This is a genomic window from Brachybacterium sp. GCM10030268, from assembly GCF_042666305.1.
In the GTDB taxonomy this organism is placed as follows: Bacteria; Actinomycetota; Actinomycetes; order Actinomycetales; family Dermabacteraceae; genus Brachybacterium.
Map to the genome: position 1 here is coordinate 215,538 of NZ_JBHTCW010000002.1, position 23,564 is coordinate 239,101.

The 23,564-nt window shown below is 70.7% G+C and carries 22 protein-coding genes and 1 tRNA gene; 15 read left to right on the top strand and 8 right to left on the bottom strand.

Annotation, left to right across the window (positions count from 1 at the left end; translation table 11 throughout):
• Window positions 1-76: 76 nt before the first annotated feature.
• Window positions 77-1,423, bottom strand: coding sequence for an acyltransferase family protein (locus tag ACFQRD_RS03990; protein ID WP_377803503.1), 1,347 nt, complete (start codon window positions 1,421-1,423; stop codon window positions 77-79).
• Window positions 1,424-1,543: 120 nt separating this feature from the next.
• Between ACFQRD_RS03990 and ACFQRD_RS03995 the strand changes: the two genes are divergently transcribed.
• The 3 genes from ACFQRD_RS03995 (at window position 1,544) to ACFQRD_RS04005 (ending at window position 4,584) form a co-directional block, all read left to right on the top strand.
• Window positions 1,544-2,914: a sensor histidine kinase gene (locus ACFQRD_RS03995; protein WP_377803504.1), complete on the top strand. Its 1,371-nt coding sequence runs from the start codon at window positions 1,544-1,546 to the stop codon at window positions 2,912-2,914.
• Window positions 2,911-3,549 (top strand): response regulator, encoded by a 639-nt coding sequence (locus ACFQRD_RS04000; RefSeq protein WP_377017134.1) that lies wholly within the window; start codon window positions 2,911-2,913, stop codon window positions 3,547-3,549. The genes ACFQRD_RS03995 and ACFQRD_RS04000 overlap by 4 nt, the downstream gene beginning before the upstream one ends.
• Before the next feature lie 84 nt (window positions 3,550-3,633).
• Window positions 3,634-4,584 carry an SDR family oxidoreductase gene (locus ACFQRD_RS04005; protein ID WP_377017132.1) on the top strand — a complete coding sequence of 317 codons (951 nt, stop codon included), beginning with the start codon at window positions 3,634-3,636 and terminating at the stop codon, window positions 4,582-4,584.
• Window positions 4,585-4,636: 52 nt separating this feature from the next.
• Here the strand turns inward: ACFQRD_RS04005 and ACFQRD_RS04010 are convergent, their stop codons facing one another.
• Together ACFQRD_RS04010 and ACFQRD_RS04015 are read right to left on the bottom strand one after the other, a co-directional pair.
• The gene (locus tag ACFQRD_RS04010; RefSeq protein ID WP_377017130.1) at window positions 4,637-5,518 is read right to left on the bottom strand and encodes a formyltetrahydrofolate deformylase; all 882 of its coding nucleotides are present in this window, start codon (window positions 5,516-5,518) and stop codon (window positions 4,637-4,639) included.
• A 9-nt stretch (window positions 5,519-5,527) separates the two neighbouring features.
• Window positions 5,528-7,765, bottom strand: coding sequence for an MMPL family transporter (locus ACFQRD_RS04015; protein WP_377017128.1), 2,238 nt, complete (start codon window positions 7,763-7,765; stop codon window positions 5,528-5,530).
• A gap of 127 nt (window positions 7,766-7,892) precedes the next feature.
• Here ACFQRD_RS04015 and ACFQRD_RS04020 point away from each other — a divergent pair, with 127 nt between their 5' ends.
• Window positions 7,893-8,510 (top strand): MarR family winged helix-turn-helix transcriptional regulator, encoded by a 618-nt coding sequence (locus ACFQRD_RS04020; protein WP_377017126.1) that lies wholly within the window; start codon window positions 7,893-7,895, stop codon window positions 8,508-8,510.
• A gap of 82 nt (window positions 8,511-8,592) precedes the next feature.
• Here ACFQRD_RS04020 and ACFQRD_RS04025 read toward each other — a convergent pair whose 3' ends face one another.
• A complete protein-coding gene (locus ACFQRD_RS04025; RefSeq protein ID WP_377017124.1) occupies window positions 8,593-9,672 on the bottom strand; it encodes an NADH:flavin oxidoreductase/NADH oxidase in 1,080 nt (359 codons plus the stop codon).
• 168 nt (window positions 9,673-9,840) lie between these two features.
• Here ACFQRD_RS04025 and ACFQRD_RS04030 point away from each other — a divergent pair, with 168 nt between their 5' ends.
• The 4 genes from ACFQRD_RS04030 to ACFQRD_RS04045 all read left to right on the top strand — a co-directional run bounded on the left by ACFQRD_RS04030 (window position 9,841) and on the right by ACFQRD_RS04045 (window position 14,917).
• Window positions 9,841-10,848, top strand: coding sequence for a LysR family transcriptional regulator (locus tag ACFQRD_RS04030; RefSeq protein ID WP_377017122.1), 1,008 nt, complete (start codon window positions 9,841-9,843; stop codon window positions 10,846-10,848).
• Between the two features lie 197 nt (window positions 10,849-11,045).
• Window positions 11,046-12,305, top strand: coding sequence for an aspartate aminotransferase family protein (locus ACFQRD_RS04035; RefSeq protein ID WP_377017120.1), 1,260 nt, complete (start codon window positions 11,046-11,048; stop codon window positions 12,303-12,305).
• Complete coding sequence (gene doeA / locus ACFQRD_RS04040; RefSeq protein ID WP_377017118.1) at window positions 12,305-13,510, top strand: ectoine hydrolase; 1,206 nt, start codon at window positions 12,305-12,307, stop codon at window positions 13,508-13,510. Before ACFQRD_RS04035 ends, doeA begins: the two co-directional genes overlap by 1 nt.
• 30 nt (window positions 13,511-13,540) lie before the next feature.
• A complete protein-coding gene (locus tag ACFQRD_RS04045; RefSeq protein ID WP_377017116.1) occupies window positions 13,541-14,917 on the top strand; it encodes an NAD-dependent succinate-semialdehyde dehydrogenase in 1,377 nt (458 codons plus the stop codon).
• Between the two features lie 139 nt (window positions 14,918-15,056).
• On the opposite strand, the gene ACFQRD_RS04050 is transcribed toward ACFQRD_RS04045, so the two are convergent.
• The 3 genes from ACFQRD_RS04050 to ACFQRD_RS04060 form a co-directional block, all read right to left on the bottom strand.
• Complete coding sequence (locus ACFQRD_RS04050) at window positions 15,057-15,980, bottom strand: SDR family oxidoreductase (RefSeq protein ID WP_377017114.1); 924 nt, start codon at window positions 15,978-15,980, stop codon at window positions 15,057-15,059.
• A 129-nt stretch (window positions 15,981-16,109) separates the two neighbouring features.
• The gene (locus ACFQRD_RS04055; RefSeq protein ID WP_377017112.1) at window positions 16,110-16,949 is read right to left on the bottom strand and encodes a helix-turn-helix transcriptional regulator; all 840 of its coding nucleotides are present in this window, start codon (window positions 16,947-16,949) and stop codon (window positions 16,110-16,112) included.
• Between the two features lie 278 nt (window positions 16,950-17,227).
• Window positions 17,228-17,301 (bottom strand) — tRNA-Pro (locus tag ACFQRD_RS04060).
• Between the two features lie 311 nt (window positions 17,302-17,612).
• On the opposite strand from ACFQRD_RS04060, the gene ACFQRD_RS04065 reads away from it, so the two are divergent.
• The 7 genes from ACFQRD_RS04065 (at window position 17,613) to ACFQRD_RS04095 (ending at window position 22,542) form a co-directional block, all read left to right on the top strand.
• The gene (locus ACFQRD_RS04065) at window positions 17,613-18,449 is read left to right on the top strand and encodes a class I SAM-dependent methyltransferase (protein WP_377017110.1); all 837 of its coding nucleotides are present in this window, start codon (window positions 17,613-17,615) and stop codon (window positions 18,447-18,449) included.
• Window positions 18,450-18,484: 35 nt separating this feature from the next.
• A complete protein-coding gene (locus ACFQRD_RS04070) occupies window positions 18,485-19,471 on the top strand; it encodes a DUF881 domain-containing protein (protein WP_377017108.1) in 987 nt (328 codons plus the stop codon).
• Entirely contained in the window at window positions 19,468-19,800 is a 333-nt protein-coding gene (locus tag ACFQRD_RS04075; protein ID WP_377017106.1) for a small basic family protein, read from the top strand. Before ACFQRD_RS04070 ends, ACFQRD_RS04075 begins: the two co-directional genes overlap by 4 nt.
• Entirely contained in the window at window positions 19,797-20,549 is a 753-nt protein-coding gene (locus tag ACFQRD_RS04080) for a DUF881 domain-containing protein (protein ID WP_377017104.1), read from the top strand. The genes ACFQRD_RS04075 and ACFQRD_RS04080 overlap by 4 nt, the downstream gene beginning before the upstream one ends.
• Window positions 20,550-20,675: 126 nt before the next feature.
• The gene (locus ACFQRD_RS04085; protein ID WP_377017102.1) at window positions 20,676-21,119 is read left to right on the top strand and encodes an FHA domain-containing protein; all 444 of its coding nucleotides are present in this window, start codon (window positions 20,676-20,678) and stop codon (window positions 21,117-21,119) included.
• Between the two features lie 4 nt (window positions 21,120-21,123).
• Entirely contained in the window at window positions 21,124-21,816 is a 693-nt protein-coding gene (locus ACFQRD_RS04090; RefSeq protein ID WP_377017100.1) for a MerR family transcriptional regulator, read from the top strand.
• 141 nt (window positions 21,817-21,957) lie between these two features.
• Complete coding sequence (locus ACFQRD_RS04095) at window positions 21,958-22,542, top strand: MerR family transcriptional regulator (RefSeq protein WP_377017098.1); 585 nt, start codon at window positions 21,958-21,960, stop codon at window positions 22,540-22,542.
• 172 nt (window positions 22,543-22,714) lie between these two features.
• Here ACFQRD_RS04095 and ACFQRD_RS04100 read toward each other — a convergent pair whose 3' ends face one another.
• Window positions 22,715-23,506 (bottom strand): ParA family protein, encoded by a 792-nt coding sequence (locus tag ACFQRD_RS04100; protein ID WP_377017096.1) that lies wholly within the window; start codon window positions 23,504-23,506, stop codon window positions 22,715-22,717.
• Window positions 23,507-23,564 lie beyond the last annotated feature (58 nt).

Genomic DNA, 23,564 nt, shown 5'->3' on the forward strand with positions numbered 1-23,564 from the left:
AGCTTGCGAGCGGTAGGAGATCAGGCGGTGGAACGCAGGCTGATCGACGTACTGCGAGCTTGCGAGCGGTAGGAGATCAGCGGGGCTGATGGAGGCTGATCGACGTACTGCGAGCTTGCGAGCGGGCGAACAATGCTCGCGGCCGCCGTCGCCCGTTCAGCCACGCCCCCAGCCACGTGGACCGCACGAACAGGTCGTAGCTGACCAGGAGCACGCCCACCACGATCACGAGGGCGATGGTCAGCTTCACGATGACCGGTAGGGCGAGGTCGGCCAGCGGCACCTCGACCAGCAGCAGCAGCGGCAGGTGCATGAGATAGATCCAGTACGAGGCGTCGGCGAGGTACCGGACCGCCGGGATCTCGCGGTCCAGCACCCGCCCGGCGAGCCCGAGCAGGGCGTACACCCAGGTCCACGCCGCCACGGCCGTCACGATCGCGGCCACGGGGAGCGGGACCAGGTGCTGACCGAGGAATTCGAGGATGCTCAGCAGCACCGCACAGGTGAGGTGCGCTGGCCACTGACGCTGCAGTCGCCGGAGTGCCTCCGGGCGGGCGTGGAGGGCCCAGCCGATGAGGAACGCGCCGGTGTAGGCGATGCTGGCGCCTGCCACAGGCATGAGGGTGCGGGGCTCGACGATCCCTCCCGCCATGGTCCCTTGCGCCATCACACCCAGCGCGTACGGCACCGCAGCGATCAGCACCCCGGCAGGTGAGGAGAGCAGTCCTCCGGCGCGGGAGATGAGCTTCTCGGCGCGGTGAGCACCGATGATCCGCACCAGGATGGCGCGAGCGGCGACGGTCACGAGCACGATCTCGAGCAGGAGCAGCAGGAACCACAGGTGGAAGGTGGGTAGAGCGAGGATGCCCGCCTCCGCGTCCCCACCGCTGCCCTCGGGAGCCGGCGGCTGGGTGAGGGGGCCCGCGCCGCGCAGCAGCTGATTCGTGACCAGGGCGAGCACTGTCAGTCCCGCCACGATCGGCCAGAAGCCCACCAGCGGGAGGCCGATCCTGGTCGCTCGGTCGCGGAGGTAGGCCCCGGCGCCTCGCCGGTTCAGCACCATGCGACCGAAATAGCCCGCGAGGAGCATGAACAGCACCATGCGGAAGAGATGGAGCACGTAGACCACCACGAGCGCGGCGTCCGAGCTGCGCGAATCGGTGACGAGCCAGGGAACGCCGGGGAGGAACGGCATCACGGCATGGAGCAGGACGCCCAGCAGCAGCGCACCACCGCGCAGGGCGTCGAGGGACGGGATGCGCATCGGCGGGGGAGCGGGCCGCGACTGAGGTCCGGCCCCGGAGCTGGAGCCGGACGGCGAGCCGGGTACCCGTGCGGGTTCCGCCGCGGTGCCGGGGCCGGAGGCCGGCCCGGAGAGGGGAGCGGCAGGGGAGGCGGGGGCAGGATCGCGATGTTCGGGCATGTCCACAACCTAGGAACGGCGGGCGCTGAGCGCCTCACCCGAACGGGCCGGGTGCGCTCCACCGATCGGTGGAGGTGGCGGGCCTGGTGCTGGCGGGCCCGGCACGGGAGACTGACAGCTATGGCGAGGACAGCGACCGGATCCGGGGTCACGGAGGAGGACCAGGCCGGTTCCATGCCGTCCGGATCCATCCGGCGCGGGCCGTCGGCATCCACAGTCCCTGCAGCGGAGACCGCCCCGCTGTCCGCCGGTAGGCCTCCGCTCGACGGCGAGCGCACGCCCGCCATCGCCGCCTCGCCCGCGGTGGCGACCGGAGCGGACGCCGGCCGGATCGGGACCATGGTGCTCGTGTGGCTGCCTCCCGTGCTGCTGGTCCTGGCGTGGGCCATCGGCCGGGCCGTCGCCGGGCGTGGGCTCGAGCCCCTCTCGGTGAACGGATCACTGGTGCCCGCGGCTGCCCTGCTGGCTCTGCGCCCGGTGCTGGAGCTCCGTCTCCGTCGCACCCGCCCCGGGGACCACGGACTCACCGCCCTCTACGCGCTGCATCTGCTCCTGGTCGCGGCGGCGGTGATCCTGAACCCGCTGATGTGCATCTATGCCTTCGTCGGCTACCTCGACAGCGGGCGTTTCCTCACCGGCCGTGCCGTGCTCTTCGTGCTCGCCGCCACCGCGCTGGTGTCGGCCCTCGGTCAGGTCGGAGGGGCCGAGGTGGCATTCGCCCATCCCGCGTTCTACGCCCTGCTGGCGCTGGTCAACCTCGGCCTCGCGGGAGCGATGACCTTCCTCAGCGGTGAACGGGAGCGGATGATCGATCAGCGAGAGGCAGCGGTCCGGGAACGGGACCGGGTCACTCGCGAGAACGCGGCGCTGCACGAGCAGCTGATGGCCCGGGCCCGTGAATCCGGCGTCGCCGAGGAGCGGGCACGGCTCTCGCGCGAGATCCATGACACCGTCGCCCAGGGTCTGGTGGGCGTCATCCGTCAGCTCGAAGCCGTCGGCGACCACATCGATCCAGCAACCCGCTATCGCCTAGCCGCCGCGGAGGACGCCGCGCGGGACAGCCTGCTGGAGGCTCGCCGGGCGGTCGAGGCGCTCGGGCCCCACCAGCTCCAGCACGGCGATGTGATCGAGGCGCTCGGGGACCTCGTGGCCCGATGGGCGCGCGCCCGCCACGTGGTCGCCACCTTCGATGCCGACGACGCCCCGCGCACCGGTGAGCACAGTGCCGTGCTGGTGCGGATCGTGCAGGAGGCCCTCGCCAACGTCGCGCGCCACGCCGAGGCCGGCACCGTCACCATCACCCTCGTCGGCGACGAGCACGAGCACGTGCTGCGGATCGCCGACGACGGCGAGGGCTTCGACCCCGACAGCGTCCCCCGCGGCCACGGACTGGCGAACATGAGCGATCGGCTGCGCGCCGTCGGGGGCAGCCTCACCGTCCTCGCCGAGCCGGGACGGGGATGCACCGTCACCGCCCGGGTGCCCCGATGAGCGCCGTGCCATCCGGGGCCCCGGTGCGGGTGATCGTCGTCGACGACCATCCGGTGGTGCGCGACGGCCTGGCGGCCATGCTCGGTGCGGACGAGCGCATCGAGGTGGTCGCCACCGCCTCCGACGGCGGGGAGGCGCTGCGGGAGATCGCCGCGAGCGGCACGGACGTGGTGCTCATGGACCTGCGGATGCCTGGCATGCCCGGCGCGGAGGCGATCCGAGCATTGCGCGAGTGTGAAGGCCCCCAGCCCAGGGTGCTCGTGCTGACCACCTACGACACCGATCGTGACATCCGCAGCGCGCTCGAGGCCGGCGCCGACGGATATCTGCTCAAGGACGCCCACCGCGAGGAGGTGATCCGTGCCGTCCATGACCTCGCCGAGGGCCGTCCCGTGCTGGCCCCGGCGGCGCTCGCCGCCCTGACCGGAGCGCGCAGCCAGCAGATCAGTCTCAGCGCCCGCGAGGCCGAGGTGCTGAGACTGGTGGCCGACGGCTGCACCAACCGGGCCGTCGCCTCCCGCCTCGGCATCGGCGAAGCGACCGTGAAGACCCACCTCATGCACGTGTACGAGAAGCTCGGCGTGGGTGACCGGGCCTCCGCGGTGCGCACCGCATGGGAGCACGGCCTGGTCTGACGCTCGACCACTCGTTCCGCGCCGTGACCTGCACAGGCGGCAGCGCTACGGTACATGGACCGCACCATGGAAGAAGGAGACGGCATGTCCCAGTCCTCGTCCGAGCAGTCCGCGGACACTCAGCCGCTGGTGCCGGAGGTCGCCCGGCGCGCCCACGACCTCTCCACCCACGGCGGCGAGCCGTCGTTCCCCGCACAGGACCAGCAGCCCCCGGGGCTGACCTCCCCGATGCAGCCCGTCCCGGACCACGGCGAGAGCACCTACGTCGGCCACGGCCGCCTGCAGGGGATGTCTGCCCTCATCACCGGCGGCGACTCCGGCATCGGCCGCGCCGTGGCGATCGCCTACGCCCGGGAGGGCGCGGACGTGGCGATCAACTACCTGCCCGAGGAGCAGGAGGACGCCGAGGAGACCCGGCGCTGGATCGAGGAGGCCGGCCGGCGAGCCCTGCTGCTGCCCGGGGACATCCGAGACGAGCAGACCGCCAGGTCCCTGGTCACGAGCACCGTCGAGGAGTTCGGGCATCTGGACGTGCTCGTGAACAATGCCGCCTTCCAGTGGGGCAGGGCCGAGCCCAAGGGTCTCGCCGGGATCGACTCCGAGCGGCTGCATCGCGCGCTGACCACCAACCTCGAGGCGCTGTTCTGGATTACCCAGGAGGCCGCCCAGCATCTGCAGCCGGGCTCGAGCGTGATCAACTGCTCCTCGATCCAGTCCTACGATCCCTCGGTGCCGTTGATGGACTATGCGGCCACGAAGTCCGCGATCAACAACCTCACGGTCAACCTCGCCTCCGACCTGGGCTCGAAGGGGATCCGGGTCAACGCGGTCGCGCCGGGGCCGATCTGGACGCCGCTGAACGTTGCCACCCGCGTCCCGGACGACTACGTCGCCTTCGGCGGCAACACCCCGCTGGGCCGCGCCGGGCAGCCCGCCGAGTGCGCCGGCGCGTTCGTGTTCCTGGCGAGCCCGGCCGACGCGAGCTACGTCTCCGGCACCGTGATCGGGGTGACCGGCGGCAGACCGGTCTTCTGAGCGGTGCGGGGCAAGGGCCCCGATCCCGACGCCGCGGCCCGCCCGGCGTCGGTCAGCGGAAGATGACGGTCCGGTTCCCGTCCAGCAGCACCCGTGACTGGGCGAACCAGGTGACGGCCTGGCGCAGGGTGCGCACCTCGGCGTCCTGCCCGATCGCCATCAGCTCCTGCGGGGAACGGGTGTGATCGACCCGGATCACGTCCTGCTCGATGATGGGGCCCTCATCGAGGTCGCTGGTGACGAAGTGCGCGGTCGCCCCGATCTGCTTCACCCCGCGCGCGTACGCCTGGCGGTACGGATTGGCGCCCTTGAAACCGGGCAGGAACGAGTGGTGGATGTTGATGCAGCGCCCGGAGAGCTCGGCGCACAGCTCGGGGGAGAGGATCTGCATGTAGCGGGCCAGGACCACCAGTTCGATGTCGTGCTCGGCGACGACCTCGCGCACGCGATCCTCGAACGCCGTCTTCTCCGCGGCGTCCTTGGTGGCCAGATGCTCGAACGGGACCTCGTAGAACTGCGAGAGCGGTTCGAGCGTGGCGTGGTTGGCCAGCACCAGCTTCGGGTCGATCGGGAGGTGCCCGGCATCGATCTGGAACAGCAGGTCGTTCAGGCAGTGCTTGGCCGTGGATCCGAGGATCAGGGTGCGCACGGGCCGTCCCACCGAGTCGATGCTGTACTCGATGCCGAAGCGGTCCGCCACCGGCGCCATGGCGGCCCGGATCTCGTCGGCCGAGGCGTTGGTGGCGATCTGGAGGCGCATGTAGAAGCGCCGGGTGGCACCGCTCTCGAACTGGCGGCTCTCGGTGATGTTCCCGCGGACCTCGACGATCGCTCCGGTGACGGCGTGCACGATGCCAGGGCGGTCCTCGCACACGAAGGTCAGGACGTACTCGCGCGTGGGGACGGTGTGGTGGGCGGGGATCGGACTGCTCATGGGACGAGTCTAGGAGAGGCGAGCGGGCCACCATATGGTCCGGCCGATGTCGAGTGCGAGGGCGGGCACCAGGAGGCTGCGCACGACGAAGGTGTCCAGCAGCACGCCGAGCGCCACGATGATGGCGATCTGGACGAGGAAGAGGATGGGGATCACGCCGAGCGCGGCGAAGGTCGCGGCCAGCACGAGTCCCGCCGAGGTGATGACACCGCCGGTCACAGCCAGGCCTCGCACCACCCCGCGCGCTGTGCCGTGCCGGAGTGTCTCCTCGCGGACCCGGGTCATGAGGAAGATGTTGTAGTCGATGCCGAGCGCGACCAGGAACACGAACCCGAACAGCGGCACCGCCGGGTCCGCCCCCGGGAACTCGAGGACATGGGTGAACACCAGTGCGGAGACCCCCAGGGCGGTGCCGAAGGAGAGCACGGTCGTGGCCACCAGCAGCACGGGCGCGAGCACGGAGCGCAGCAGGAGCATCAGGATCGCGAGGATCACGACCAGCACCACCGGGATGATGAGCGCCCGGTCGCGCGCCGAGGCGTCGTCGGTATCGATCGCCGTCGCGGTGACGCCACCGGTCACGGCGTCCACGCCCGCCTCGGCGAAGCTCTCCCGCACCTCGCGGACCGTGCGCTCGGCCGCCGCCGAGTCGGGGGCGTCGGTGAGAGTGGCCTGCAGCAGCACCCGGGTGTCGACCACGGTCGGCTCGGGCGCCGATCCGTCCGCGGCACCCTGGCCCCGAACGCCGTCGGCGGTGACGGGAGCACTCCCGCTGGGAACACCGTCGGCGGTCACCGTCACGCTGTCGATCCCAGCGGTTCCCAGCAGCACGTCGGCGGCGTCCTGCAGCTGGTCCTCCTCGGCGAGCACCTGGACGGGGCTGCCCTGGCCGGCCGGGAAGTGCTCTGCGAGCGCCTCCTGCCCGTCCCGCGCGGGTGAGGGTCCGAGGATGAGGTCGGACTGGGGGACGCCGTCGGCCTCCAGCTGGAGCGCCCCGGCGCAGCCGGCCACGAGGACCAGGGTGGTGAGGATCCAGATCGGGCGGGGCCGACGGGCCACGGCTCGGGCGAGGCGGCCCCAGGCGCCGCTGTCGGTGGCGGGGTGTTCGACATCGGCATCGGCGGCATCGGCCTGGGCCTCGGGGGCGTAGCGGGGGCGTCGAGGCCAGAACGCGACCCGCCCGGTGAGGGAGAGCACGGCCGGCAGGAACGTCAGGGCGGCGAGCATCGCGAAGGCGATGCCGATTGCTGCCACGGGCCCCAGCGCGCTGTTGGACTTCAGGTCCGACAGCAGCAGGCACAGCAGGCCGGCGATCACGGTGCCCCCGGAGGCGAGGATCGGTTCGAGGGTTCCGCGCAGCGCGGCGGCGGTGGCAGGCCCGGCGCGGCGCCGGCGGCGCAGCTCATCACGGAAGCGGGCGACGTAGAGCAGCGAGTAGTCGGTGGCCGCGCCGATCACCAGGATGAACAGGATGCCCTGGGTCTGGCCGCTCAGCAGCAGCAGCCCCGCCTTGGCCAGCCACCACACCGTCAGCAGCGCGGTGCACAGCGCGAACATGCTCGTGGCCAGGACGATCACCGGAAGCAGCAGGGAGCGGTAGACCACCACCAGGATGACCAGGACGGCCAGCAGGGCGACCCCGAGCAGGAGTCCGTCGATTCCGGCGAAGGCTCCGGAGAGGTCGGCGGAGAACCCGGCCGGCCCGGTCACGTGGGAGGTGACGCCCGGGGGGAGGTCTTCCGCGAGCCGGCCGTCCAGGCGCTGGACCACGGACGCGAGATCTGCCTCCGCGTCGATCGGGACGAAGACCTGCACGGCAAGACCGTCCTCGGACGGGATCGGTGGTGAGACGTCCCCGCGCACGCCGTCGACATCGGCGAGAGACGATGTGGCCGTCCTGATCGTCTCGAGCTGCCCGGGGGTGAGCTCGGCAGGGGAGGTGATCACGATCAGGGCGGGGATCGCATCGGTGCCGGTGAAGTCGCCGGAGAGCTGTTGGACGCGGGTGGCCTCGGCGGATTCCGGGAGGTACGCGGTGCGGTCGTTGGAGGAGACCTCGTCGACGCGGCCGAAGTAGGGGCCTCCGATCCCGGCTGCGATCAGCCAGAGGAGGATCAGGACCGATGGCAGCAGCAGTCGCAGCAGATACCCCGTGCGTGACTGCGCCCGACGGTGGGTGTGACGCGTGTCCGCCGGCGAGGGGCTCGGATCCTCCGGAGAGGAGCGATCTGTCCCTTGGGTCATCATCGCAGCTTAAGTCCCTTCCGCTCGGGGCGCGGCCGGTGCGCCACGGCCAGTATCGCACGACTAGCTAGCCTAGCTAGCTAGTCGTGCGCCGGGGGCAGGGGTGAGGCGGCACGAGTAGCATGCCTGCATGGCGAGCCCGGGGGAGAGCATCGAGGGCGGGTATCCGACGGCGGCCGACGTGTACAGCCTCTCCGGGAGCGATCCCGATCAGGATCTGGTCGACCGCACGGGGATGAGCGAGCAGGACATCGAGCAGATCGATGCCCTGATGTCCGCGCTCGGGCGCCTGCGAGCGGCTGAGAAGGAGCTGTCCGAGGCCTCACGGCGGTACATGAACCTCAACGAGACCGACATGCGGGCGCTGCACTTCCTCATCGTCTGCGAGAACCGTGGTGTCCCTGCCACCCCGGGTGCCATCGCGGAGTCGCTGGGGATCTCCACCGCCTCGACGACCAAGCTGCTCGATCGCCTCCAGCGCGGCGGGCACGTGCGTCGTCAGCGGCATCCGGCGGATCGTCGGGCGCTGGTGATCCGGCTCGAAGCAGCCACGCGGGCCGCGGCCGTCCGGACTGTGGGAGCGCAGCAGGCACGCCGAGTCCACGCCGCGCGTCGCCTGACGCCCGCTCAGCGCGCGGTGGTCACGGCGTTCCTCGCGGACATGACTGCCGAGATCTCCCTCGACGGTGCGCACTGGGACGAGGGTGCACAGCCCTCACCACGAGAGCCGGCAGGGGGATCGACATGACGAGCGGGGCAGCATCCGGACGGATCATCCGGTGCTGCCCCGCTGCCGGGGACATGCGTCCGCGCTCGGCCGCGGCGGGCCCTCAGCGGTGGGCGCGGCCGTACTGCGGCGGGATGTAGGCACCCTCGTGGCGCAGGGCCCGTGCCGCTCGCAGCGCGAAGTTCTGGTCGCGCAGCATCTCCCGGCCCAGCAGCACGACGTCCGCGAGGTCGGTGGCGACGATCTGCTCGGCCTGGAACGGCTCGTCGATCATGCCGACGGCCGCCGTGGGCAGGCCGCTGGCGGCGCGCACGGCGGTGGCCAGCGGCACCTGGTAGCCGGGGCCGACGGGAATCTGGGCGGGGACGTAGTTGCCGCCGCTGGAGATGTCGAGCATGTCCGCGCCGTGCTCCTTCAGCCAGGCGCCGACCTGGCCGACCTCGTCGGCGGTGAGGCCGCCCTCGACCCAATCGGTCGCCGAGAGCCGCACCAGCATCGGCATCTGCTCGCCGATCTCCTCGCGCACCGCGTCGACCACGCGCAGCAGCAGGCGGGCCCGGTTCTCGAGCGAGCCGCCGTACTCGTCGGTGCGCAGGTTGCTCAGCGGCGAGAGGAACTCGTGCAGCAGGTACCCGTGGGCGCCGTGGAGCTCGACCAGGTCGAAGCCCGCCTGGACGGCACGGCGGGAGGAGGCGACGAAGGCCTCGACGGTCTCGTCGATCCCGGCGGCGTCGAGGGCCCGCGGAGCCTTCAGGCCCGGGAACGGCTCGGCGGAGGGGCCGACGGTCTCCCAGCCGCCATCGTCCTCGGTGAGGCTCCCGGAGCCGTCGGTGCCCCACTCGGGATGGGTGGAGGCCTTCCGGCCCGCGTGGGCGAGCTGGATGCCGATCGCCGCACCTTGGTCGTGGACCAGATCGACGATGCGGGCGAGCGCGTCGCGCTGCTCGTCGTTCCACAGGCCCAGGTCCTGCGGGGCGATGCGCCCCTCGGGAACCACGCCGGTGGCCTCGACGATGATCGCGCCGACTCCGCCGCGCGCGAACGACCCGTAGTGCATGAGATGCCAGTCGGTCGCCTTCCCGTCCTGCTCATGGACGGAGTACTGGCACATCGGGGGGACCCAGATGCGGTTGCGGACCTCGAGGGAGCGCAGAGTGATCGGGTCGAACAGAGCGTGGGTCATGGTGGAGAACTCCTCATCTGAGACGAACGGTGCTGACCGGACGAGTCGCGGGGGACCGCCGTGTCAGCACCGATGCCACGAATGTACGACCGCAGCGATCGATGCACCAATCGTGAACCCTATGACTGGTATAGGGATCACTATGGGATGCGTGCCTAGGATCGGGGGATGACGGATACACGCCATCCCACACCGGCACCTCGGATCGCCGAGTCGCCGGCGGCTCCTCACCCGCACCGCCCCGGAGCGGGCACCGCGGATCTCAATCTCCTGCGCACCTTCCTCGCCGTCTTCCGGGCCGGGACGTTCACCGCCGCTGCCCCGGCGCTCGGACTCTCCCAGCCCACGGTGACCACCCAGATCCGCGCCCTGGAGAAGCACACCGGCCGCCGGCTGTTCGAGCGCCGGCCCCGCGGCGTCGAGCCGACCGCCTATGCGCGAGGACTCGCCGCCCGCATCAGCGAGCCGTTGGACTCCCTGGCCGGCGTGGACGACGGGGCCTGCGCCGCGGGGCGCCCGGCCCCGGTGCACCTCGCGGGGCCCTCCGAGCTCGTGTGCACCCGGTTGGTCCCGGCGATCGCCCCGCTGGTGGCCGACGGGGTCCACGTGCGTCTGAGCCAGGGCGTGAGCGACACCCTGCTCGAGGAGCTGCGAGAGGGGCAGCACGACCTCATCGTCACCACCCGGCGACCGCGCGGCCGGGCTCTGGAATCATTCCCGCTGGCCGACGAGGAGTACGTGCTGGTGGCTTCACCATCCTGGGCGCAGCACGTCGGTGCCGGGCAGTCCGGGCAGGTGCTGTGCCACGCGCTGCGGGAGGTCCCGCTGATCAGCTACGCCGACGACATGCCGATCGTGCGCCGCTATTGGCGCACGGTGTTCGGGACCCAGCATCCCCCGATCGGTCCCGCGCTGACGGTGCCCAACCTCCACGACGTCGTGGCCGCCGTCGCACGCGGGGCCGGGTACAGCGTGGTGCCCCGGTCGCTGGCCGCCGAGCACCTCGCTGCGGGCCGGCTGATCCAGCTCGACGATCCGTGCGACGGCCCGCTGAACACCCTGTTCCTGGTGCAGCGGCCCGGGGCCGATTCCAATCCGCACGCGGTGCGGCTGCGGGACGCCCTGCGAGCGGACGCGGTGTGCTGGAATGCGCCGCTGACCACGCGGGAAGACTGATCCGCCGATTCCGCGCGGGCTCGCGACCTGGGACGGAAGATCTCGAGAAGAACTCGTGGGCGTGGGGTACTTGACGGGGGGTTCCTCGGGGAGTGAGGGTCATCACACCGGACCGCACCTGCCACAAGGGGCGATCTTCGCTGCCGGGGTCCGGTACGGAGATCGGGATCGCCTCGCACCACGATGAGAGGTCTCCCATGGACACCAGCATCTTCGAACAGCATGAGTCCACGATTCGCGGCTACAGCCGCAATTACCCCACGGTGTTCAGCTCGGCCTCCAATGCCCGTCAGGTCGACGAGCAGGGGAAGTCCTACATCGACTTCTTCGCCGGGGCGGGGGTTCTGAACTTCGGGCACAACAACCCGAGGATGAAGGACGCGATGATCGCTTTCCTCCAGGCCGACGGCGTCAGCCACAGCCTGGACACCTACACCACCACCAAGCGCGACTTCGTCTCCCGGTTCCACGACGTGGTCCTGGCCCCCCGGGGCATGAACCACCGGATGCAGTTCATGGGCCCCACCGGCTCCAACGCGGTCGAAGCCGCTCTGAAGCTCGCGCGACTGGCCACCGGACGCCGCGAGGTCGTCGCCTTCAGCCACGGCTTCCACGGCATGACGCTGGGCTCACTCGCCGCGACCGCGAACGACGCCTTCCGCAAGTGGGCCGGCGTGCCGCTGGAGAACATCGTGCGACTGCCCTTCGAGACCGCCCCGGGTGGCACCACGGCGGTCGCCGAGTACGCCGAGGCGGTGGCCGACCCCTCCAGCGGGCTGACCCCGCCGGCGGCGTTCCTGGTCGAGGCCGTCCAGGCCGAGGGCGGCGTCAATGTGGCCACTGCCGAGTGGCTCCGCCAGATCCAGGACGTCGCCCACGAGATGGGTGCGCTGTTCATCATCGACGACATCCAGGCCGGCATCGGGCGCACCGGGAGCTACTTCTCCTTCGATGGGATGGGCCTGGACCCGGACATCATCACCCTGGCCAAGGGACTCGGCGGCTTCGGCACCCCGATCGCCATGAACCTCAACAAGCCCGAGATCGACGACAAGTGGTCCCCCGGTGCCCACACCGGCACGTTCCGCGGGCAGGGACTGTCCTTCGTCGCCGGCACCGTCGCCCTGGACTACTTCACCGATGACACCTTCCTCGCCGAGGTCCGGGACAAGGGCGAGGTCATGCGTGAACGCCTCCAGCGCATCGCCGAGACCCACGCCGGGCAGAGCTGGGAGGTGCGCGGGCGCGGCATGATGCAGGCCCTGGACACCGGCGACGGCGCCTTCGCCAAGCTCGTCCAGCAGGAGGCCTTCGAGGCCGGACTGCTGATCGGGCCCTGCGGCAGCGGCGGCCGCGTCATCAAGCTGATCCCGCCGCTGACGATCCCCGAGGATGACCTCACCGCCGGTCTGGACCGGCTCGAGCAGGCCATCGAGACCGCCCTGGAGGTGAAGTGATGCGCCGCCGCGAGGACATGACCTTCCCGCCCGAGGAGTACGAGCGTCGCGTGCGGGAGCTGCGCGAACGCATGGTCGAGCGCCGGCTGGATGCCGTGGTGATCTCGGATCCCGAGAACCTCATGTACCTCACCGACTACCAGACCACCGGCTACTCGTTCTTCCAGGCCCTGGTCGTGCCCCTGCACGACGAGCCGGTGATGATCACCCGCGCCATGGAGGAGTCCAACGTCATCCACCGCACCTGGGTGGAGCGCACCAACCCCTATCCGGACACCGGCGACGCCATCCGCACCCTGGTCCAGGTCCTCGAGGACCGGGGGCTGGGGGAGGCCCGGCTGGGCTTCGAGCGCAACAGCTACTACTTCCCCGCCTACCAGCAGGACCGTCTCCACGACGCCTACGGTGAGGGGCTGGTCGACTGCTTCGGGATCGTCGAGGAGGGGAGGCTGCGCAAGTCCGACGTCGAGATCGAGGTGATGCGCCGGGCCGCTCGCGCCGGTGAGGCCGGTATGGCCGCCGGGATCGAGGCCGCCGTGCCCGGGGCCACGGAGAACGACGTCGCCGCCGCCATCTCGGCGGCGATGTTCCGGGCCGGTGGGGAGTTCCCCGCCGTCATGCCCTACGTCGCCTCGGGTCCGCGTTCGATGATCGGCCACTCCACGTGGGAGGGGCGGACGATCCAGCCGGGCGAGCACGTGTTCCTCGAGGTCGGCGGCTGTTTCCGTCGCTACCACGCGGCGCTGATGCGTACCGTCGTCACCGGTGGACTGACCCCGTCGATGCGGCAAGCTCAGGAGACGATGAAGCTGGCGCTGGCCGAGCTGCGCAGCCGTATGCGGCCGGGCATGACCGTCTCGGAGACCGACCACATCGTGCGCAGCATCATCGAGGCCAACGAGGTCGGCGCCCGTCTGGTCACCCGCGCCGGGTACTCCATCGGGATCGCGTTCCCGCCGAGCTGGGACGAGGGCTACATCCTCTCGCTGATGGCCGGGGACGACACCCTGCTGGAGCCGGGGATGACCTTCCACGTGATCCCCTGGATGTGGGGAGTGGACGGTGACAAGACCGTCGGCATCTCCGACACCCTCCATGTCACCGAGGACGGCTGCGAGTCGCTGTTCACCCTGCCGGAGGACTTCGCCGTCCCCGGCGAGGAGCTGCCGGCCCCGGTGCCCGACCTGAACGCCCGTGCGAGCTGAACCCCGGTGACGGGAGAAGGGAGCAGCGCCATGACCGTGCTGACAGTCGTCGACCCGACCACAGAGAAGGTGGTCCGCGAGGTACCCGCTGCGAGCCCCGAGGAGCTCACCGCCGCGATCGAACGGTCCCAGACCGCCTTCGAGCTGTGGCGCTCGACGAGCTTCGCCCGCCGTGCCGAGGTGCTCACGGCGGTCGCCACGTATCTGCGGGAGAACACCGAACAGCTCGCTCCGCTGATGACCGAGGAGATGGGCAAGCCCATCACGGAGGCGCGCGGCGAGGTGGCCAAGGCCGCGTGGGCCGCGGAGCACTACGCCGCCCACGCCGAGTCGTATCTCGCCACGGAGCACATCGCCTCGGATGCGACCTCGTCGTACGTGCAGTATCTGCCGCTCGGGCCGGTGCTCGGGGTGCTGCCGTGGAATGCGCCGTTCTGGCTCGCGTTCCGCTTCTGCTCCCCGGCGCTGATGGCGGGCAACACGGCCGTGATGAAGCATGACCCGCACGTGCCGGGATGCGCGGCGGCGATCGAGGAAGCGTTCCGGGCGGCGGGCGCGCCGGAGGGCGTCTTCCAAGCGGTCCAGGCGGCCACCCCGGATGTGGAGGCGATGATCCGCGATCCCCGGATCCGGGCGGTCTCCTTCACCGGATCCGACCGGGCGGGCTCGGCCGTGGCGGCGACGGCCGCCTCGGAGATCAAGCCCGCCGTGCTCGAGCTGGGAGGATCGGATCCCTTCATCGTCCTGGCTGACGCAGACCTGGAGAAGGCGGCCGATGTCGCCGCTCTCTCGCGGATCATCAACGCCGGCCAGTCCTGCATCGCCGCCAAGCGCGTGATCGTCGAGCGGTCCGTGCACGATGAGTTCGTGGAGCTGCTGACCGAGCGGCTGCGCAACCTGGTGGTGGGCGATCCGCGCGAGGAGACGACACAGGTCGGTCCGATTGCGCGGGGCGACCTGCGCGAGAACCTCCACCGCCAGGTCACCTCCACGGTCACGGCGGGGGCCACGTGCGTCCTGGGCGGGCACATGCCGGAGGGGGAGGGGTTCTTCTACCCCGTCACCCTCCTGACCGGCGTCGAGCCGGGCATGGCCGCCTGCGCCGAGGAGACCTTCGGGCCTGTCGCCGCGGTGATCGCCGCCGACGACGCCGAGCACGCCCTGGCGCTGGCCAACGACACGGCCTACGGGCTGGGTGCGAGCGTGTGGACCACGAGCGAGCGGGGCGAGGAGATGGCGCGGCGGATCGAGGCCGGCCAGGTCTCCGTCAACGGCATCGTCAAGACCGACCCGCGCCTGCCCTCCGGCGGGATCAAGCGCTCCGGGTACGGCCGCGAACTGGGCCCGCACGGGATCCGGGAGTTCGTCAACGCCCAGCAGGTGTGGGTGGGGCCGGTCGCGTCCTGAAGGCCGGCCGCCGAGCGGACGGTGACGCGCACGGCGTGCGGTGGCACCGACGGTCGCCGATGAGCGTTCGCGCTGGTCGGCGGCCTCTGCTCGCGTGCCGTGCGCGGGCGGTCGCGCGGGATCGGGCCGGGATGCGGGATCAGGCGGAGAACCGCGGACCGACGAGCTGCTCGGAGACCTCCCAGAGTCGCGCGGCAGATTCCATGCTGGCGAAGGGCTTCCAGAACGGCACCCGGGCAGGGGCGCCGGCGATGGTGCGTCTCGGCCCGTAGAACTCGTCGCCCTTCGACGAGGGACCGGCCGCGGCGAGCAGTGCGGGAAGCGCCGCGGACTGGGGCGTCCCGGCGATGCCGAGGCGCGAGAGCACGTGGATCACGCGACGGCTGCCCGTGGCGCGCTCGCGGCCCAGCCCGGGCTGGGCGCCCAGCAGATTCGTCGGCGAGACCCCGGGATGGGAGAGGTTGCTGCTCAGTCCCCAGTTCTCCTGACGGCTGCGCGCATCGAGCTGACGGGCGAACAGCGCCACCGCGATCTTGGAGGAGGTGTACGCCGTCATCGGGTCGTAGCCCCGCTCGGAATTCAGGTCGTCCCAGAGGATCTCGCCGCTGCGCGCTGCGATGCTGGTCTGGTGCGTGACGCGTGCGCGGCCCTCCTTCAGCAACGGCAGCAACCCCAGGGTGAGGGCGAAGTGACCGAGGTGGTTCGTGCCCAGCTGCAGTTCGAAACCATCCTGGGTGACCTGCCGGGTCGGCGGGGTCATGACGCCGGCGTTGTTGATGAGGATCGCGATCGGGCGCCCCTCGCCGGTCAGCTGCTGTGCCAGAGCGGCGATGGAGTCCAGGGAGGAGAGGTCCAGCGGGCGGGTGGTGACGTTCTCGGCGCCCGTGTCCCGGCGGATGCGATCGGCGGCCGCGTCGCCTTTAGCAGGGGTGCGCACCGGCATCACCACGTCGGCGCCGGCCGCGGCCAGGCGGGAAGCGAGGTGGAGACCGATGCCGTCGCTGGCGCCGGTGACGACCGCGAGCTTCCCGCGTACGTCGTGGAGGTCGGGGGTGTTTGCCATGGAGATCCTTCGTCCGGTGACTCTCGTCCGCCGCTGGTCGGGCGTGACTCCATGTTTCACCTCGGGCGCGAGCGGATCCAGGACTCGGTGATCCACTGATACCGGGTCAGTGGGACGCACCGGGACGCGCTACGCCATCTCTCGCGCGCTGATCATCGAGAGGAGCTCGAGCTTCTCGTGGCTGTCCGTGCCGGGCACTGCGGTGTACACGAGCAGGCGGTGCGATTGCTCGGGGTCCAAGAGGGTCTGGCAGTGCAGCTCGAGCGCGCCCACTGCCGGATGCTGGAAGCGTTTGACCTCCGGCGGACGGATGCCGATCTCGCGCTGGTCCCACAGTGCCCGGAACTCGTCGTTGCGCGCGTACAGGAGGGTCGAGAGCTGCGCGGCCTTCGAGTCGGGCCCGCGCAGCGTGACGAGCTCGTGCAGGCCCGAGGCGTACAGCCGGGACAGATGATCCTGTTCGTCGATGGGGTAGCACTCCCGCGCCGCAGTGTCGGTGAACCAGCGGTAGCCGAGGCTTCGCTCGGGCCCCGTGAAGCGACCGGCATCGCCCAGGAGCGCGCGCCCCATGGGAGTCTGCCGGAGGGTCTCGCCGAGCTCGGTGACGATCTCGGCGGGCGTGTCCTGCAGCCGGTCGAGGATACGCAGGAGGCCGGGACCGATATGTTCGCTCGCCGGTCCCCGGGCCGGCGGCATGCGCCCCGCCAGTCGGAAGAGGTGATCGCGCTCGTCCAGGGAGAGATGAAGCCCCTGCGCGACCGAGGCGATCATCTGCTCCGAGGGCTGGGGCCCTGTGCCGCGCTCGAGACGGGCGTAGTAGTCGGTCGATATGTGGCAGAGCGTCGCCACCTCCTCGCGACGAAGGCCCTGCGTGCGCCGCCGCTGTCCCCGAGTGAGTCCGACGTCTTCGGGCTGCAGGGCTTCGCGCCGCCGCCGAAGAAAGATCGCCAGCTCCTTGCGATCGATCATTGTGGGGCCTCTCTCCGTCGCCTGCGTTCGTTCTACGCCCGTCCCAGCTCTGTGTGACCCCATCATCCCCAGGTCCTCGACGTGCTGGACCATCGTGAGCGTGGCCGTCACTGTATGGGCCGTGGATCGCAGGTGAGACCGTGGCGGCCATGGAGCTCCGTGCCGGCGGCGCGGAGTGTCGCCGGTGAACATCTCGCCGTGGGCGGGCCCGTAGCCCGTGAAGAGCAACAGGCACCCTCCATGATCTGGAAGGTGCCTGTGGCCTGCGCGAATCTCGGTCGGGCTGACAGGATTTGAACCTGCGACCCCATCACCCCCAGTGATGTGCGCTACCAAACTGCGCCACAGCCCGAGACCCTCCGTTGCCGGAGGACCGACGACGATAGTACCCCCGAACCGGACCCCAGAGCGAATCGAGAGCGGCGTGACCTGCGGCACCTCGCCGGCGCGGTGTCCACCGTGCCCGTGGGGACCTGCAGGTGCGGGGTGCGGCGCCCGTCGGGCCTCCTCCGGTGCGAACCGGCGGCGCGGCGGGCCGCCCGACCGGGTCCGAGGCCGGCGACCGACCAGATGGGCGGGGCGACAACGGCTCCCGGAGCGGTCTTCGTCGCTCTGCGTGCGACAGTGGGGCAAGAGGTCTCCGCACACGGAAGGACGTGCCCGATGGTGGACACAGCCGAGACTCAACGCTGGCACGATGCTCTGCGCGAGCAGCCCGCCGGATGGGACGTCACCACCTTGCCCGGGTTCCGCGAGCAGACGCCGCCGTGGCGATGGCGGAAACTGGTCGCCAACCTCGCCTGCATGTCCGACGCAGTGCTGGACCTCGGCACGGGCAACGGGGAAGTGCTGGCCGCACTGGCCGACGTCCTGCCGGAGAACACGGTCGCCACTGAGGGCAGGCCGTCCAGCCTTCCGGTCGCGCGCGCCCGGCTGGACCCTCTGGGCATCGACGTCCTCGAGCATGACGCCGGCAGCCCAGGGTCGCGCCTTCCCGCCGAGGACGACAGTGTCGGCCTCGTCCTGAGCCGCCACCAAGCGTTCGACCCGGTGGACGTCGCGAGGGTCCTCGCCCCGGACGGAGTCCTGCTCACCGAGCAGGTCGGCGGAGACGATCTCCGCGAGGTCCTCGAGGTCCTCGAGGTCCTCGGCATCGATCCGCCGCTGCCCGACATCACCCTCGCGACCATGGAGCATGCTCTCTGCCGCGCCGGCCTCACGATCGAGCGCGCCGACTCGTTCCACGGCACGTACGAGTTCGACGACATGGCGAGCCTGCTGGTCTACCTCCGCCGCCTGCCATGGCACGAACCGGGGGATCTCGACGTCGACCGTCACCGCGTGGAGCTCGAGGAGCTGCACGCACGGATGCAGGAGGGTCCTCTCCCCGCGACCTCCAGCCGGTTCCTCGTCCTCGCCCGCGCCCCGGGCAGGCCCGATCCCGGCCGCACCGACTTCGCAGACCTCCCCGCGGATGATCTCGAGGTCCCGCGGGTCTGAGCTCTCGGCCCCGTCAGCACCAGTAGTCTGCTGATATGCGTGCCCCGAAGCGGTCGACTCCGGGGTCGACCCCACGGTCGACCCCTCACGGCGAGACGCCGTACTCGCCGGCGTCGCTGCTGCGCGCCCTGACCGCGAACCCCTATGACGTCGACGAGCTGCGGATCCACGGCGGGACGCACACGGAGGATGCCCCGCCGGACAACCGGGCCACCCGCACCATCACCCTGCTGCTGGCCCTCCTGCTCGGCTTCGCCGTCGCTGTCGCGGTCACCGACCTGCGCCGGGACGCAGCAGCCGATGACAGCCCCCGCACCCTGCTCGAGGCGGAGGTGCGCGAGACCCGCACCGAGGCCGACGAGCTCGAGGCCCGCCAGGAGACGCTGGAGAGCGACGTGGCCGCCGCACAGGGGGAGGTCCTGGACAGCGCCGATTCGGGCGCCTCGCAGCGACTGGCCTCCTACGAGATCGCCAGCGCCGGGGTGGCCATGGCGGGCCCCGGGGTGACGCTGAGTCTCGAGGACTCGGCCCCACTGCCGGCCAGTCCCGGGGTCGAGAGCGGCACCGTCAACCGGGTCACGGACGGGGATCTGCAGATCGCGGTCAACGGACTGTGGGCGGCGGGCGCCGAAGCGGTAGCCATCAACGGGCACCGGCTCAGCACCACCAGCGCGATCCGCGCGGCCGGATCCGCCGTGCTCGTCGACTTCCGCCCCTTGTCGCCGCCCTACGTCATCACCGCTCTCGGGGACCCCGACGCGCTGCGATCCGGGGTCGAGGACGGTGAGACGGGGGAGTACCTCACCGAGGTCTCCACCCGCTTCGGCGTGCGTTACTCCTGGGAGAGCAGCGACGAGCTCACCGTGCCCGCTCGCGCCGTGGGCTCGCTGCGGGAAGCCGACGTGATCGAGTCCGAGCGCGACGGGCCCGACGGCGGCGCTGCGTCGGACTCTGCCGATTCATCTGCCGATACCGCCCCCGACCCCGCTGACGACAGCGGGTCCCGGAAGGACTCCGAATGATCGCCATCATCGGCCTCGCCCTGGGCATCGTGCTGGGCGTCGTCGTCCAGCCCGACGTGCCCGCCGCCCTCCAGGCCTACCTGCCGATCGCGGTGGTGGCCGCGCTCGACACCCTCGCGGGCGGGCTGCGCGCCAGCCTCGACGGGCTCTTCGACGCCCACGTCTTCATCACCTCGTTCCTGTTCAACGTGCTGATCGCGGCCTTCCTCGTGTTCCTCGGGGACCAGCTTGGCGTGGGCGCTCAGCTGTCGACGGCGGTGATCGTGGTGCTCGGCATCCGCATCTTCTCCAACGCCGCGGCGATCAGGCGCCTGCTCTTCCGCTCATGAGCGACGGCACGCGCATCCCCGAGAGCCCGGAGCAGCAGAAGCTGATCTGGCGGCGGCTCCGCGGCACGCTGCGTCCCCGCGCCACCTGGTCACAAGGGATCGTCGGGCTGCTCTGCGTGCTGCTGGGCCTGTCCATCGCCGCCCAGGTGCGCCAGAGCGACGATTCCCTGGAGGGTGCCTCCCAGCAGGAGCTGGTGCGGCTGCTGGATGAATCCGGGCGACACGTCGCCGGGCTCGAGGTGGAGAACGCCGAGCTCGAGAGCACGCTGGAGACCCTGCGCTCGGGACAGGACGACAACGCGGCCGCGCAGGAGGCCGCCGAGGATCGACTGGACGATCTCGAGATCCTCGCCGGCACCGCTCCCGCCCACGGCCGCGGGATCGTCGTCTCCATCGCGGATCCCGACGGCGGCGTGCGGTCCTCGACCCTGCTCGGTGTGATCCAGGAGCTGCGCAACGCCGGCGCCGAGGTGATCCAGGTGGGCGAGGTCCGCGTGGTCGCCTCCACCGCGGTCACCACCGACGCCGACGGTGCTCTGGTCGTCGACGGCACCGTCGTGCCCGCCCCGTACACGATCCGTGCCATCGGCGACCCCGCCGTGATGGAGCCGGCGCTGCAGATCCCCGGCGGCGCGGCCGACTCGGTGGCCGGCGACGGCGGAACGCTCGCCGTGGCGACCGAGGAGGACGTCCGGATCGAGGCGACCGTCGAGCTCAGCGAGCCAGAACGCTCACGAGTGGTCAAGTGATCGTCAAATTCTGACCCTGTCCCAGCAGGAACGGCGCTGGTGACCGATCCGGCGTGCGAAGATGGGCGGGCCGTATCTTGTTCGCTCACGGAACAGGGTCCGCTGCAGGCCAGGAAGGGGTGCGGGGTGTCCGGGAACACCGACTGGAACGACGAGAATCTCGACCACACGTCGAAGCTGAGCGCGATATCGCCCAGCGACGCGGTCGACGACGCCGAGCCCGGACTCTCAGCCCAGGATCGCCGCGCGATCGAGAACCTGCCCCCGCACAGCGCTCTGCTGATCGTGCGCAAGGGCCCCAACCTCGGCGCGCGCTTCCTGCTCGACTCGGAGACCACGATCGCCGGTCGCCACCCCAACTGCGAGATCTTCCTCGACGATGTCACCGTCTCGCGCAAGCACGCCGCCTTCGTGCGCGACGGGGAAGGGTTCCTGGTCCGCGATCTGGGATCGCTCAACGGCACGTACGTGGGCAAGGACCGCGTCGACGAGGTGCGTCTTCAGCCCGGCCAGGACGTCCAGATCGGCAAGTACCGCCTGACGTACCACCCCTTCCTCGGGAAGGACTGAGTCGATGCCGGCCTCCGCATCGCGCAGGCCGAGCTCGTCCGGGGCTGCACGGCTGAGCATCGGTCAGGTGCTCGAGATCCTCCGCGACGAGTTCCCGGACCTGTCCCACTCCAAGCTCCACTACCTGGAGTCCGAGGGGTTGATCGCGCCCGAACGCACCTCCGCGGGTTACCGCAAGTACACCCGCGAGGACGTCGACCGGCTCCTGTTCGTCCTGCGTGCCCAGCGCGACCGGTTCTGGCCGCTGAAGGTCATCAAGGAACATCTGCTCGAGCACGGGGTCGAGTCCGAGGTCACCTCCATCGCCTCCCGTCCCGGACCCAGCTCCACCATTCAGGCCGTGCGTCTGGACCGGCGCGGTCTGATCCGTCAGGCCGCGATCGACGAAGAGTTCCTGGCCGAGCTCGAGCAGTACGGCCTGCTGGCCGAGGGCGCCATGTTCTACGGTGCGGCCGAGCTCGAGATCGTCACCGCCGCCCGCGACCTCGCCGACGAGGGCCTGCACCCGCGCCACCTGGTCATGCTGCGCACCTCGGCCGAGCGCGAGGCCCACATGATCCGGTCCGTCGCCAGGCCGCGGTCGCGGTCCGGGGATGCCGCAGCCCGCGGAGGTGCCGAAGATTTCGCCCGTGACCTGGGAGAATCGATGATCTCCCTGCACAGCGCGGTGCTGCGCACGAAGCTGCGGGACAGCTGAGGGCCGCCCGGAAGAGTGCTGAGAGTCGTCACCAGTCCGTGATCTTCGACCGGCGAGTTGCTGTTCGCCGACGGGCAGTACGCGCTACTGTTGTCGCGTGCTCTCGTCTTCCCCTCGGAGAGCCGGATACCGGAGGTAGCTGTGAACGCCACTCGCGGCGAGGATCGCACTGAGCAATCCACCGTGCCCGCCGAGCCCGCGCAGGGCGTCCTGTTCGACGATGTCGTGGACACGCCAGGCGAACTCGGCTATCGCGGTCCGGCTGCCTGCAAGGCAGCCGGCATCACCTACCGTCAGCTCGACTACTGGGCGCGCACCGGCCTGGTCAAGCCGGGCGTGCGGGCGGCGTCCGGCTCCGGCAGCCAGCGTCTGTACGGATTCCGCGACATCCTCGTGCTCAAGGTCGTCAAGCGCCTCCTGGACACTGGGGTCTCGCTCCAGCAGATCCGCATCGCCGTGACCGCACTGCGCGAGCGCGGCATCGACGACCTCGCCCAGATCACCCTGATGAGCGATGGCGCCTCCGTCTACGAATGCACCTCGGCGGAGGACGTCTTCGATCTTGTCCAGGGTGGTCAGGGAGTCTTCGGCATCGCCGTCGGCCGCGTCTGGCGCGAGGTCGAGAACGACCTGGCCGTGTTGCCCGGTGTGGACCCCGCCGACGACGCCGCCCTCGCCCTCCAGGACGAGCTGGCCGCGCGTCGCCGATCCCGCCAGGCCGGCTGACCAACGCAGTTTCCGACAGAAGCGGCGAGCCCCCGGGAAGGGGCTCGCCGCTTCTGCATGCCGGGACAGGACGTACGGACCCTGTTCGAGTGGTCGCGTGCTCGAAAGCGGTCGCACCCGGATCCGGCCATCACGCCGTATCGGGCGGGCGGGATCAATCGGGCGGGCCGGATCAGGAGTGCTGGCGAGAATCCAGCACGGTCTTCAACAGGGCGTCGAAGTCCTCGGTGAGTCGCCTGCCCGAGGCACCCTCGTAGCGGTGCAGCGGCACGGCGCCGCCCTGTGCCTGCTGGAGCCCCACCCGTTCCTCGATGACCGGCTCGAGCACGGCGTCGCCGAAGAGGTCCCGCAGCTCGGCCAGGCGGTACTGGTGCTCGACCGACCGCGGACGGTAACGGTTGACCACGAGCCCCAGCGGCAGCAGCCGCGGCGCGATCCCGTCCTCACGCATCTCCGCGGCGAGCTTGAGCGCACGATCGGCGGCGGTGACGGCGAAGAACCCGGGCTCGGCGACCACCAGGGCGCGATCCGAGGCGGCCAGGGCCATCTGCGTCAGGCCGTTCAGCGAGGGCGGGCAGTCGATCAGCACGATGTCGTACTGGTGGGTGCGCTTGTCCAGCGCGTCCCGCAGGCGCCGCACATCCTTGGGATGCGGAGTGGGGGAGTCCATCACGGAGGACCGGCTGGAGCCGGGAATGATGTCCAGGTGCGAGCCCGCATCGGTCGCCCACGGCGTGGAGATGATCGAACGGTCGATCGTCTCCGTGCGCGGCGAGGAGACCACCTCGGCGATGTCGACCGTGGAGGACGGTTCACCCAGCAGACCCAGCGTGGTGTCGCCCTGGGGATCGAGATCGATGACGAGGGCGTTCACCCCCTGGTGCAGGGCCGCGGAAGCCAGGCCCAGGGTCACGGACGTCTTGCCGACGCCGCCCTTCAGGGAACACACACTCACGATGAACACGGAGGGAGTCTACCGACCCGACCCTGATCACCGCGGACGCGACAGGCGGTAACCTGCG